At 68.6% G+C, this 11,811-nt stretch carries 15 protein-coding genes and 1 tRNA gene; 4 read left to right on the forward strand and 12 right to left on the reverse strand.

Translation table 11 applies throughout. From position 1 onward, the window contains the following. Window positions 1–5 precede the first annotated feature (5 nt). A complete protein-coding gene (locus M9M90_RS12050; RefSeq protein ID WP_254833481.1) occupies window positions 6–983 on the forward strand; it encodes a transglutaminase family protein in 978 nt (325 codons plus the stop codon). 6 nt (window positions 984–989) lie between these two features. Here the strand turns inward: M9M90_RS12050 and M9M90_RS21150 are convergent, their stop codons facing one another. The 5 genes from M9M90_RS21150 to M9M90_RS12070 all read right to left on the reverse strand — a co-directional run bounded on the left by M9M90_RS21150 (window position 990) and on the right by M9M90_RS12070 (window position 4,233). Further along, window positions 990–1,118: a hypothetical protein gene (locus tag M9M90_RS21150; RefSeq protein ID WP_256549198.1), complete on the reverse strand. Its 129-nt coding sequence runs from the start codon at window positions 1,116–1,118 to the stop codon at window positions 990–992. 60 nt (window positions 1,119–1,178) lie between these two features. After that, window positions 1,179–2,213 (reverse strand): sulfate/molybdate ABC transporter ATP-binding protein, encoded by a 1,035-nt coding sequence (locus M9M90_RS12055; protein WP_254833482.1) that lies wholly within the window; start codon window positions 2,211–2,213, stop codon window positions 1,179–1,181. 16 nt (window positions 2,214–2,229) lie between these two features. Continuing rightward, window positions 2,230–3,075: a sulfate ABC transporter permease subunit CysW gene (gene cysW, locus M9M90_RS12060; RefSeq protein ID WP_254833483.1), complete on the reverse strand. Its 846-nt coding sequence runs from the start codon at window positions 3,073–3,075 to the stop codon at window positions 2,230–2,232. Further along, window positions 3,072–3,932 (reverse strand): sulfate ABC transporter permease subunit CysT, encoded by an 861-nt coding sequence (gene cysT / locus M9M90_RS12065; RefSeq protein ID WP_254833484.1) that lies wholly within the window; start codon window positions 3,930–3,932, stop codon window positions 3,072–3,074. The genes cysW and cysT overlap by 4 nt, the downstream gene beginning before the upstream one ends. 226 nt (window positions 3,933–4,158) lie before the next feature. After that, window positions 4,159–4,233 (reverse strand) — tRNA-Lys (locus M9M90_RS12070). 120 nt (window positions 4,234–4,353) lie between these two features. Between M9M90_RS12070 and M9M90_RS12075 the strand changes: the two genes are divergently transcribed. Beyond that, window positions 4,354–4,941, forward strand: a complete 588-nt coding sequence (locus M9M90_RS12075; protein WP_371876845.1) for a hypothetical protein — start codon at window positions 4,354–4,356, stop codon at window positions 4,939–4,941. On the opposite strand, the gene tgt is transcribed toward M9M90_RS12075, so the two are convergent. Together tgt and queA are read right to left on the reverse strand one after the other, a co-directional pair. Continuing rightward, window positions 4,926–6,041: a tRNA guanosine(34) transglycosylase Tgt gene (gene tgt / locus M9M90_RS12080; protein WP_254833485.1), complete on the reverse strand. Its 1,116-nt coding sequence runs from the start codon at window positions 6,039–6,041 to the stop codon at window positions 4,926–4,928. The two genes, M9M90_RS12075 and tgt, sit on opposite strands and share 16 nt — an antisense overlap. Then, window positions 6,041–7,117, reverse strand: a complete 1,077-nt coding sequence (gene queA / locus M9M90_RS12085; RefSeq protein WP_254833486.1) for a tRNA preQ1(34) S-adenosylmethionine ribosyltransferase-isomerase QueA — start codon at window positions 7,115–7,117, stop codon at window positions 6,041–6,043. Before queA ends, tgt begins: the two co-directional genes overlap by 1 nt. Before the next feature lie 63 nt (window positions 7,118–7,180). Here queA and M9M90_RS12090 point away from each other — a divergent pair, with 63 nt between their 5' ends. Next, a complete protein-coding gene (locus M9M90_RS12090) occupies window positions 7,181–8,140 on the forward strand; it encodes an endonuclease/exonuclease/phosphatase family protein (RefSeq protein ID WP_254833487.1) in 960 nt (319 codons plus the stop codon). A 4-nt stretch (window positions 8,141–8,144) separates the two neighbouring features. Then, window positions 8,145–9,086: an endonuclease/exonuclease/phosphatase family protein gene (locus tag M9M90_RS12095; RefSeq protein ID WP_254833488.1), complete on the forward strand. Its 942-nt coding sequence runs from the start codon at window positions 8,145–8,147 to the stop codon at window positions 9,084–9,086. Here the strand turns inward: M9M90_RS12095 and M9M90_RS12100 are convergent. The 5 genes from M9M90_RS12100 to coaD all read right to left on the reverse strand — a co-directional run bounded on the left by M9M90_RS12100 (window position 9,072) and on the right by coaD (window position 11,795). Beyond that, a complete protein-coding gene (locus M9M90_RS12100; RefSeq protein ID WP_254833489.1) occupies window positions 9,072–9,518 on the reverse strand; it encodes a hypothetical protein in 447 nt (148 codons plus the stop codon). The two genes, M9M90_RS12095 and M9M90_RS12100, sit on opposite strands and share 15 nt — an antisense overlap. Before the next feature lie 94 nt (window positions 9,519–9,612). After that, window positions 9,613–10,074, reverse strand: coding sequence for a peptidylprolyl isomerase (locus M9M90_RS12105; protein ID WP_254833490.1), 462 nt, complete (start codon window positions 10,072–10,074; stop codon window positions 9,613–9,615). Further along, window positions 10,074–10,952 carry a peptidylprolyl isomerase gene (locus M9M90_RS12110; RefSeq protein WP_254833491.1) on the reverse strand — a complete coding sequence of 293 codons (879 nt, stop codon included), beginning with the start codon at window positions 10,950–10,952 and terminating at the stop codon, window positions 10,074–10,076. Before M9M90_RS12110 ends, M9M90_RS12105 begins: the two co-directional genes overlap by 1 nt. A gap of 4 nt (window positions 10,953–10,956) precedes the next feature. Beyond that, a complete protein-coding gene (locus M9M90_RS12115) occupies window positions 10,957–11,301 on the reverse strand; it encodes a nuclear transport factor 2 family protein (RefSeq protein WP_254833492.1) in 345 nt (114 codons plus the stop codon). Beyond that, window positions 11,298–11,795, reverse strand: a complete 498-nt coding sequence (gene coaD / locus M9M90_RS12120; protein ID WP_254833493.1) for a pantetheine-phosphate adenylyltransferase — start codon at window positions 11,793–11,795, stop codon at window positions 11,298–11,300. Before coaD ends, M9M90_RS12115 begins: the two co-directional genes overlap by 4 nt. Between the last annotated feature and the right edge of the window lie 16 nt (window positions 11,796–11,811).

The following is an 11,811-nucleotide window of genomic DNA, read 5'->3' on the forward strand; positions in this document are numbered from 1 at the left end:
GACCGATGCTTTTGGAAGTCCGCCACGTCACCCAGTACCACTATGCCGAGCCCGTGCGCGAAAGCGTCATGGAGGTATGGATGCAGCCGCAGAAGGGCGCCCGCCAGCGGCTGGTCAGCTTCGACCTCGACCTCGACCCGGCCGCGCAGCTGTTCTCCTACGCCGACCCATTCGGCAATGCGGTCTATCATTTCGACGTGCCCCAGCCGCACGACCGGCTGAACATCATCGCCCGCTCGGCGGTGGAGACCCAGGCGCCGGCCGCCCTGCCAGAGGCCCTGGACACGGGCGAATGGGACCGACTGCGCAGCGACTTCGTCCGCGGCGAGAATTTCGACTTCCTGCGCCATCATGGCTTCGCGGTGGAGACGCCGGCCCTGAAGGCCTTCGTCGCCGAGCGCGAGATCGACAGGCTGAAAGCCCTCGACCCTCTTCGTGCCGTGCGCGAACTGTCGAGGATCATCTACGAGTCCTTCGAGTACGAGGCCGGCGTCACCCACGCCGACAGCCCCATCGACCACGCCCTGGAAACCCGCCGTGGGGTCTGCCAGGACTTCAGCCACATCATGCTGGCGATCTGCCGATCCTGGGGCGTGCCGGCGCGCTATGTCTCGGGCTACCTGTTCACCGACCGCAAGGCCGGCGACCGCTCCGACCCGGACGCTACGCATGCCTGGGTAGAGGTTTTCCTGCCCTCGACCCGCTGGATCGGCCTCGATCCCACCAACAACGTCATCGCCGGCGAGCGCCACATCGCCGCTGCCATGGGCCGGGACTACAACGACGTCCCGCCCTCGCGCGGGGTCTATAAGGGCGAGGCCGAGAGCCAGTTGGCGGTGGGGGTTTCGGTTCGCCGGGCGCGGGCGGCGGTTACGGAGCCGGAATTCATCCGCGCGGCCCAGCCCGCCTTCGCCCACGGTGGCCGCAGGCGCGGAGCCGCCGGCGGCCTGACCTACGACCAGCAGCAGCAGCAGCAGCAGTAGTGAGAGTTAGCGGCCCATCTGGAAAAGGGCGAAGCCCAGCAGCAGGGCGCCGACGAGGATGAAGCCGACCTCAAGCACCATGGCGCGGTGCGGAGACGTCCGGAGACTCGCCAGAAACCGAAAAATCCAGGTCATCGCCGCCCCATTCCAGCGGAGGCAACATAGCGACGGCGCCTTAAGGTTGCAAGGCGCCGACTACGCGCTGAAGATGTATGAGCGTTGTGCGGCGAGCCCCAGGCGGGCGCCGGGCTGGAACTGGCCGGCGAGTTCGCGTGAGAAGGCCGCCTCGATCCGCTGGCCGCCGAGGGTCAGGCCGTCCACCCTCACCACCGGACCGCTAGGCGCCACGCGCTCCGTGGTCAGGAAGAGCTGCTCCTGGCCGGCCGGGGCCAGGGTGAACTCATGGGGACGGACGAAGGCCACCGCCGCGCCGTCGCCGACGCCACGGGCCGGCAGCTCGATCTCGGCGGCGCGGAACCGCCCGCCCTTCACCGCGCCCTCGAAGCGATTGGCCTCGCCGACGAAGCCGCAGACGAAGGCGCCGGCCGGCTGGTCGTGGACCTCGTGGGGCCTGCCCACTTGCTCGATCACGCCGTTGTTGAGGATCGCCACCCGGTCGGCCAGCTCCAGGGCCTCCTCCTGATCATGGGTGACGAAGATGGTGGTGACCCCGGTGGCGTCGTGAATCCGGCGCAGCTCCTTGCGCAGGGACTTGCGCACCGTGGCGTCGAGGGCCCCGAAGGGCTCGTCCAGCAGTAGGACGCTGGGACTGACCGCCAGCGCGCGGGCGAGCGCGACGCGCTGCCGCTGGCCGCCGGAGAGCTGGGCCGGATAGCGCTTGCCAAGGTCGCCCAGCTCCACGAGCTGCAGCAGCTCGTCGACGCGGGCGGCGATCTCGCTCTTAGACGGCTTGTCGCCGCCCTTGCGCACGTCCAGGCCGAAGGCGACGTTGCGCGCCACGGTCATGTGGCGGAACAGGGCGTACTGCTGGAACACGAAGCCCACGCGACGGGCCGCGGCGCTGGCGTAGGTCATGTCCTGCTCGCCATAGAGCACCTGGCCCTTTTCGGGGAATTCCAGGCCGGCGATGACCCGCAGCAGGGTGGTCTTGCCCGAACCCGAGGGGCCGAGCAGGGCCAGAAGTTCGCCGTCGGCGATCTCCAGGCTCACCCCGTTCAGCGCCGGATAGCGACCGAAGGTCTTCTCCACCGAACGGATGGAAATGGTCATACGACGGGTCTCACGATCAATGACGGCCGGGCCGCGTCTGCGGCTGGATGAGTTCGAGACCGGCCTTCAGCACCAGGGTGACGATGGCCAGGAAGCAGAGCAGGGCGGCGACGGCGAAGGCGCCGACGAAGTCGTACTCGTTGTACAGGATCTCCACATGGAGCGGCATGGTGTTGGTCAGGCCGCGGATGTGGCCCGAGACCACCGAGACCGCGCCGAACTCCCCCATCGCCCGGGCGTTGCACAGCAGCACGCCGTACAGCAGCCCCCAGCGGATATTCGGCGCGGTCACGCTCCAGAAGGTGCGCAGGCCCGATGCGCCCATCGAGACCGCGGCCTCCTCCTCGTCCGTCCCCTGCTCTTGCATCAGCGGGATCAGCTCGCGGGCGATGAACGGGAAGGTGACGAATATGGTCGCCAGCACGATGCCCGGAATTGCGAAAATCACCTTGATGTCGTGCTCGATCAGCCAGGGACCGAACCAGCCCTGGGCCCCGAACACCAGCACATAGATCAGGCCCGCCACCACCGGCGACACCGAGAACGGCAGGTCGATCAGGGTGATCAGGAAGGCCTTGCCCGGGAACTGGTGTTTGGCGATCGCCCAGGCGGCGCAGACCCCGAACACCGCGTTGAACGGCACGGTGATCGCCGCGGTGATCAGGGTTAGCTTGATCGCGGCGCGGGCGTCCTCCTGCCCCATCGCCTCCAGGGCCGGTCCCATACCCTTGCGCAGGGCCTCGAAGAACACCGTGACCATGGGCAGGATCAGCACGCTGACCAGGAACATGGCCACCAGGGTGAGGACGATGGCCTTGGCCCAGGCGGGATCCTCGGTGGGGTGGCGCGGGCGGCGGCTCATGAAAAGCGCCTCGCCCAGGCCTGGACGGCGTTGATGAAGAACAGCATCAGGAATGAGACGCCCAGCATGACCACCGCCACGGTGGCCGCCCCGGCATAGTCGTACTGCTCCAGCTCGATGACGATCAGCAACGGCGCGATCTCGGACTTGTAGGGCATGTTGCCCGCGATGAAGATCACCGAGCCGTACTCCCCGACCCCACGGGCGAAGGCGAGCGCGAATCCGGTGAGCCAGGCGGGCCCCAGCGCCGGCAGGATCACGCGCAGGATGGTGTCCAGCCTGTTGGCGCCCAGGCTGGCCGCCGCCTCCTCAACATCGTGGGCGAGGTCCCGCATCACCGGCTCCAGGGTCCGCACGACGAACGGCAGGCCGATAAAGGTGAGCGCGATGACCACGCCCAGCGGCGTGTAGGCGATCTTGATCCCGGACGGCGCGAACAGGGCGCCGACCCAGCCGTTGGGGGCGTAGAGGGTGGCGAGCGCGATGCCGGCCACCGCGGTGGGCAAGGCGAAGGGCAGGTCGATGACGCCATTGACCAGGCTCTTTAAGGGAAACTCATAGCGGACCAGGGCCCAGCATGTCAGGACCCCGAACACCCCATTGACCAGGGCCGCCACCAGGGCCGCCCCGAAGGACAGCCGGTAGGCGGTGAGCGCCCGCGCGTTGAAGGCCGCCTCCAGGAGTTCCGGAAAGGTCTGCTGCGAGGCCTTCAGCGCCACCGCGACCAGCGGGATCAGGACCACGAGCGACAGGATTGACAGCGTCACGCCCAGGGTCAGCGAGAACCCGGGGATCGCCGAGCGACGGCGGAACACCGGTCTGCGCGGCGCGGTCTGTGGCGGGTGGGTCGCCGTCATGCGGTAGTGCTTCGCCTCAGGATTGATACCCAGCTTGGCTAATTCCTACTCATCCTATGGACAATATAGATTTTCTGGAGGCGGGAGGGCAAACTCTCACGCCTCGCCTGCCACGCCTGTGGAACCAGCCGAAAACGCGCGGCGTAGCGCGCGAGTTTGGGCGACCCTTTCGAAGGCGAGCTTCGCGATCATTCCACTGTCTCCGAGCTGAGGTCGGGACAGGGAATGGTAGGCCGGGTGAGGTTCGAACTCACGACCATTCGATTAAAAGTCGAATGCTCTACCACTGAGCTACCGGCCCTTGGCGCGGCGCGTTTGGGGCGCCGGGCGAAGCGGCGCGGACCTTAGGCGGGCGTCCGCGCTGGGGCAAGGCCGGGCGGGACCCTTTCCATCGGGGATGGCGTAGGGCTAGACTCACACCATGCGCGCCGCGTTCCGAATCCTGCCTCTCCTCCTCCTGCTGGCCGGCTGCATGACCACTCGCGCCGACGGTTCGCCGGAGGTCCAGACGACGTCGGAGGCGAAGCGCGAAAGCATGGGCGCCGCCGTCGCGGCCCCCCTGCGTGACGTCAACCTGCTGCGCACCAAGATCCCGCCGGTGCTGCTGGAGGCCCTGGCCGATCCCTATCAGCGACCGGTCCCGGCGACCTGCGCGCGGTTGGTGGCGCTGATCCAGCCGTTGAACGCCGCCATGGGCGACGACCTGGACGAGCCTGACATCGAGAACCTGAGCGTCCAGGTCCGCGGCAAGGACGCCGCCCTGGGCGCGGTGGCTAGCGTCGCCTCCGACATCATTCCCTTCCGCGGCTGGGTTCGGAAGCTCACCGGCGCTGAGCGGCACGACACCCTGGTGGCAGCGGCGATTACAGCCGGCGGGGTGCGACGGGCCTATCTGAAGGGCCTGGGCGAGGCGCGCGGCTGCCCGCCCCCGGCGACGCCCTCGCACATCCTGACCGGCGCCACCGAGGTCCGCACCCAGGAAGTGAAGCCCCGCTACCCGATCCGCTGACGGGCCTTGAACTCACGGCGGAAGGCCTCGAAGCGGCCTTCGGCGATGGCGCTGCGCATGGCGGCGGTCAGGGCCTGGAAGTGGGCGATGTTGTGCCAGGAGAGCAGCACCTGGCCCAGGATCTCCTGCGACTTCACCAAGTGGTGCAGATAGGCTTTGGAATAGTGGCTGGAGGCCGGGCAGTCGCTGGTGTCGTCCAGCGGGCTGTCGTCTTCAGCGAACCGGGCGTTCTTGAGGTTGACCGAGCCTTCCCAGGTCCAGGCCTGGCCGTGCCGGCCCGACCTGGTAGGCAGGACGCAATCGAACATGTCGATCCCGCGGGCCACAGCCTCCACGAGGTCGATGGGCTTGCCGACTCCCATCAGGTAGCGCGGCCGGTCGGCCGGCAGCATCGCCGGCGCATAATCCAACACCTCACACATGGCCGCGTGGCCCTCGCCAACCGCCAGGCCGCCCAGGGCGTAGCCGTCGTAGCCGGTCTCGATCAGCCGGTCGGCCGACTCCTTGCGAAGATGCTCGAAGGTCGAGCCCTGCTGGATGCCGAACAGGGCCTGGCCCTCGCGCTCGCCGAAGGCCGCCTTGGACCGCGCGCCCCAGCGGGCCGACAGGCGCATGGCCTCGGCCGCGCGCTTCTCCTCCGCCGGCCAGGCGACGCACTCATCCAGCTGCATGACGATGTCGGAGCCCAGCAGGTCGGCCTGGATCTCGATGGAACGCTCGGGCGTCAGCACGTGGCGCGAGCCGTCGATATGGCTCTGGAAGGCCACCGACTCCTCGGTGACCTTTGCGATCTTCGACAGACTCATCACCTGGAAGCCGCCGGAGTCGGTGAGGATGGGTCGCTCCCAGCGCATGAACCGGTGCAGCCCGCCCAGCCGCGCCACCCGCTCGGCGGTGGGGCGCAGCATCAGGTGATAGGTGTTGCCCAAGATGATGTCGGCGCCGGTCTGGGCGACCTGGTCGACGGTCATGGCCTTCACCGTGGCCGCCGTGCCCACGGGCATGAAGGCCGGCGTGCGGATGTCGCCGCGGGGGGTCTTCAGGACTCCGGTCCGGGCCGAGCCTTCTGTCGCGGCGATCTCGAAGTCAAAGGCGGCCATCAGGCGGCGCTCCAGAGCAGGCTCGCATCGCCATAGGAATAGAAGCGATAGCCGTCCGCGATGGCGTGGGCGTATGCGCGCTTCATGGTCTCCTGGCCGGCGAAGGCGCTGACCAGCATGAACAGGGTCGACTTGGGCAGGTGGAAGTTGGTCATCAGCCCGTCGACGGCGCGAAACCGGTAGCCCGGCGTAATGAAGATGGCGGTCTCGGCCGCGAAGGGCCTGACCACCCCGTCCTCGCCGGTGGCGCTCTCGATCAGCCGCAGCGACGTGGTGCCGACGCAGACGATCCGGCCGCCGGCGGCCTTGGCGGCGTTCAGGGCCTCGGCCGTGGCGGCGTCGACCTCTCCATATTCGGCGTGCATCCGGTGGTCGGCCAGGTTCTCGGTCTTCACCGGCAGGAAGGTCCCCGCACCCACGTGCAGGGTCACGAACTGCAGGCCCACGCCCATGGCCGCTAGCCGCGCCATCAGCTCAGGCGTGAAGTGAAGGCCGGCGGTGGGCGCAGCGACCGAGCCTTCCTCGTCGGCATAGACAGTCTGGTAGTCGGCCCGGTCGCGGTCGTCCTCACCCCGCTTGGCGGCGATGTAAGGCGGCAGCGGCATCGCGCCGCGCTCGGCGATGGCAGCGTCCAGGTCGGGGCCCATGAGGTCAAAGCTGAGCGTCACCTCCCCGCCCTCGCCCTTTTCCATCAGGGTGGCGTCGAGGGCTCCGAGATAGCAGGCGCGATCATGCATGGAGCCGAAATGCACCCGGTCCCCGGGCGACAAGCGCTTGCCGGGCCGCATGAAGGCCGTCCAGCGCGAGGGTGACAACCGTCGGTGAAGGGTGGCCTCTACTGCGATATCGGAGCCCTCGCGGGTGCGCCGGCCCTTGAGCCGGGCCGGGATCACCTTGGTGTCGTTGAACACCAGCACATCGCCCGCCCGGAGCTCGCCGGGCAGGTCGCCTACCTTGAGGTCACGGAAGGCCGCGCCAGGCGCCACCAGCAGCAGGCGAGCGGAATCGCGCGGGCTCGCGGGCCGCAGGGCGATGCGGTCCTCGGGCAGGTCGAAATCGAAATCGGCAAGCTGCATGGGCCGGCCTGAAGGCCATGGGAGGGCTCACGCGTCAAGCGCGGCTCTATGCTAGGTGGGCGTATGGGCTTCCTTCGAATCGTCGCGACCAGCCTCGGCGCCCTGTGCGCCCTGGCCGCGGTCCTGGCCCAGGGCGGGCGCTGGAGCGGCGTGCTGGACGCGCTCACCCACCTGGCCCCGCTCTATCTGGCAGGCGGCGTCCTGGTGCTGGCCCTTGCGCTTTTCACGCCGCAGCGGCTAGGCGGAACGCGGCTGGCGATCCTCGGCGGCATCGCTGTCCTCGGCGCGCTGGTCCTAGTGTTGCCGGAGCTGACCTCCCCGGTTTCGCCCACGGCGCCGCCCGACGCGCCTGGGCGGCTGAAGCTGATCCAGTTCAACGCCGAGCCGGACCCGGCCCACTACGCCACCCAGGTCCGGTGGCTGGTCGATCAGGATCCCGACGTCCTGGTGCTGGAGGGCTCAGAGCCGCGGCTTCGCGCCGCGATACTGCAGCGCATGCCGCGCCACCTGACCTGCTCGCCGAACTGCGACGTCGCCATCTACAGTCGCGCACGCCCGGCGGCGATCGACCGCTTCGGCGGCGGTCGCTACGGCTTGGGCCCGCAGATCGCGGTGGTGCATTTTTCGCCGAGCGATGGCGGCCACACGATCGTCGGTCTGCACTATGCCCGTCCCGGCAGCGTGGCCAAGAGCTCGAAGACGGCCACGGCGGTCGTCCAGTCCGAGAACAGCCGCCGCATGCTTAAGGCCGTCCAGCCCCTGCCCAAGGCGCGCCTGATCGTGGCCGGGGACTTCAATTCGGCGCCCTGGTCGTTCGTGCGCCGCCGCGAGGACGCCGCCCTGGGAATCGAACGCCGCACCAGGGCGCTGTTCTCCTGGCCGGCCCAGGGACCAACCCCGCCGTTCCTCCCCATCGACCACGTCTATGCCGGCCCCGCCTGGAAGACGGTGAGCGTTCGGCGCGGTCCTCGCATCGGGTCCGACCACTATCCCGTGGTTGCAGTCCTGGCGCAGGCCCCGTAGCGCGATGGAGTTCCTGCGCGCCTTCCTCAACGCCCAGATGGTCGTCGTCGGCCTGGTCTGCGCCAGCGCGGCGCTGGCGGCCCAGGGCGGCCGCTGGAGTCCGCAGCTCGACATCCTCGGCCACTTCGCCCCGCTCTGGCTGGTCGGGGCGCTCGCCGTGAGCCTCTACGGCCTGGCCCTCGGCGAGCCTGGAACGCGCCGCGGCCTGATCGCCTTGGGCGTCGCGGGCGTGGTGCTGGCCGCCCTGCTGATCGCGCCGGAATACCTGCGGCCCACCACGCCCAGGGCCCCAGCCGACACGCCCGACCAGATCAAGCTGATCCAGTTCAATGCCTGGCGCGGCAGCCGCGACATCGGTCCAGCCCTCGAATGGCTGGTCGCCCAGGACGCCGACATCATCGTGCTGGAGGAAGGCGAGAAACTGCGCGATCCCCTGGCGCGCGCCACGGGCTACTACCTGACGGGGGGCTCGGAGAGCCTGGCCATCCTCAGCAAGGCCAAGCCGACCGAGGACGGGGTGCGGCTACCGCCGGGGCGCTGGGCGCAGCCGCCCCTGGTACGCGCGACCTTCGCCAGCCCCCATGGCCCGTTCACGGTGATCGGGACGCACTATGTCTGGCCGATCTATGGTGGATTCCAACTCGCCCAAGGCCGGATCGTCGGGGAGTTGTTGGGCCAGTTCCCCCAGGATCGCATGATCCTCAGCGGTGACTTCAACTCCACGCCCTGGTCTTTCGCCCGCAGACGAGAGGATCGTCGCTTCGGCTTGGAACGGCGCACCCGGGCCCTGTTCTCCTGGCCCGCCACGGCCCCCTTCCCGCTGCTGCCGATCGATCAGATCTATGCGGGCTCAGGGTGGCGCACGGTGAGCGTCGCGCGCGGGCCGCGCCTGGGCTCCGACCACTATCCGGTGGTGGCGATCCTGGCCCCGTCAGTCGAGCGTTGAGCGCGCATCGCGCAGGGCGACGGCCAGCTTGCTCTCATCGGCTTCGAACCTCTCGCGGGTCTTCGCCTCCCGTGCATCAAGGCCGGCGCGGGCGATTTCGATCTCGAGCAGGGCCTCGTCGCGGCGGGTCCGCAACGCGGTAAGCCTGCTTTCGAGCGCCGCGACCTTGCGCAGCGCTGACTTCGACGGCCCCTTCGGCTTGGGCTTTCGCTTCGGCAGGGCCGCGAGCGCGCCCTTGGAGTCGGCCGGGCGGCGCAACACCTCGCCCGGCTGGGCCGTGGCGGCCTTCACCAGGGCCGGATCGTCGGTCTCCCGCGCCCCGCCGGTCTTGAACAGGTCCTGGTGCGCGCCCCACGCGGCCAGCGCCTTGGGCCGAGAACTGGCGGCCACCACATAGTCGGTAAGGCCGTCGGACGTGACGAAAACCTTCATTCGCGCAGCCACGCATCGCTCCCTGCCGTGGTCAGCCCCCGACCATTGGCTGAACGGATCGGGGGCGTAACCGACGGAAACGCGAAGCGTTGCGTCAAGCGTCGGCGGCGACCTTCAAGGAGACGATCTTGCCGGGACTGCGCGGCGGTTCGCCCTTGGGAAGGCCGTCGACCAGGTCCATGCCCTCGGTCACCTCTCCCCACACGGTGTACTGGCCGTCCAGGAAGGTGGCGTCGTCGAAGCAGATGAAGAACTGGCTGTTGGCGGAGTTCGGTTGATTGGTCCGCGCCATCGAGCAGACACCGCGCACGTGGGGTTCGCGCGAGAACTCGGCCTGCAGGTTCGGCTTGTCGGAGCCGGAAGTGCCGGTCCCGGTCGGATCTCCGCCCTGGGCCATGAAGCCCGGGATCACCCGGTGGAAGACCACGCCGTCATAGAAGCCCTCGCGGGCCAGTTCCTTGATGCGGGCCACGTGTCCGGGCGCGAGATCGGGACGAAGCTTGATCGTCACCGGGCCGCTTTCCAGCGTCATGATTAGCGTGTTTTCCGGGTCCATCACTTCACCTCCGAGGGAATTCTGATCGCGCACGCCGTGAAATCGGCTCCCTTTGCGGCGCGGACGCTCTCGATCTCGGCCTTGAACCAGGCGCTGTTGGGATCGATCACACGCACCGAGGGGCGCTCGGCGGCCGGGATATCGGCCAGGACGCGCACCTTGTCCATGGTGTCTTGCGGTTGGGCCACCGGCTCGCCCGCTTTGATGGCGCGCACGGCCTCGAGGCCGGCGATCACCCGACCGAAGGCCGTGTAGCGTTTCTCCAGCGACGGATAGGCCTGGCGCATCAGGAAGAACTGGCTGTTGGCGCTGTCGTTCTCCTCGCCACGCGCCATGCCGGCGACGCCCGGACAATAGAGGGCCCAGGCCGAGATCTTGCCGTCGGCCGTCATCGCCATGAGCATCGCGCTCTGGCTCATGATCGGCAGGGACTTCAGAAACCCGACCTGGCTCACGGTCTGGTCGGCTGCGAGCACGAAGGGCGTCTCGGGTCCGCGCCGGAACAGGAACTCCTGGGCCAGGTCGGGCTTGTCCGAGCCACCCGTACCGGTGTCCAGCGGGTCGCCGGTCTGGGCCATGAAGGCGTCGATCACCCGGAAGAACTTGCGGCCGTCATAGAGGCCGGCCCGGGTCAGCTCGCGGATGCGGGCCACGTGGTTGGGCGCAACCTCGGGGATCAGTTCGACGAAGACGCGGCCCTTATTGGTGTCGATGACAAGCACGTCCTCGGGGTTTGGCGTGCGCCAGTCGGAAGCCTTGGGATCACCGGGAGCGGCCGGGGCAACAGGGACCGCGGCGACCTTGCCCTTGGCGGGCGCGGCGGCGGCGGGCGCGGCCATCGCAAGGACGGCGGCGGCGAGCAGAACAGTTCGGATCATGACGTCACTCGTAATAGGCGGCGGCCTCGACCACCAGCCCGTCGGGGCCGAAACGCAACACTTCCACCACCTCGCCGCCGGTTCGTGAGCTGTGATAGGCGATGGCGAGGCTGTCGGGGCCGCGAAACACCTTGCGCAGGGTGAAGGTCAGGTCCTGCGCGCCGGCCAGGGCCTTGCCCCAGTAGAGCCGCAGCGCGGCCTTGCCGACCACCCGTCCCGTCGGATCCCCTGTGATCCGGGTGGAGGCGGGGCTGACGAAGACGATCTCCTGGGCGTAGTGGGCGAGAATCGCGTCCAGGTCATGGCTATTCCAGGCGGCGATCCAGTCCTGGGCAGTGACGGCGCTCAACCTGCCACCGTCACCTTGGCCATCAGGGCGTCCTTGACCCGCGGACTGGTGAAGCGCGTGACGTCGCCGCCGAGTTGGGCGATCTCCTTGACCAGCTTGGACGAGATCGCCTGGTGGCGGGGATCGGCCATCAGGAACACGGTCTCGATCTCGCGCTCGAGCTGCTGGTTCATGGCGGTCATCTGGAATTCGTATTCGAAGTCGGCGACGGCGCGCAGGCCGCGCACGATGACCCCGGCGCCGATCTCGCGAGCGAAGTGAATCAGCAGCCCCTCGAAGGGCTGGACGATGATCTCGGCCCGGTCCCCGAGGTGCTCGGTCTCGCTGCGAAGGATCGCGACGCGTTCCTCGAGGCTGAACAGAGGGCCCTTGCCTGCGTTGATCGCCACGCCGATGACCAGCTTGTCCACGAGCTTCACCGCCCGACCGATGATATCGGTGTGGCCGTTGTGGATTGGGTCGAAGGTCCCCGGATAGAGCCCCACACGCGTCATTCGACGTCCCCCCTTT

This window comes from Phenylobacterium sp. LH3H17 (assembly GCF_024298925.1).
Taxonomy (GTDB): Bacteria; Pseudomonadota; Alphaproteobacteria; order Caulobacterales; family Caulobacteraceae; genus Phenylobacterium.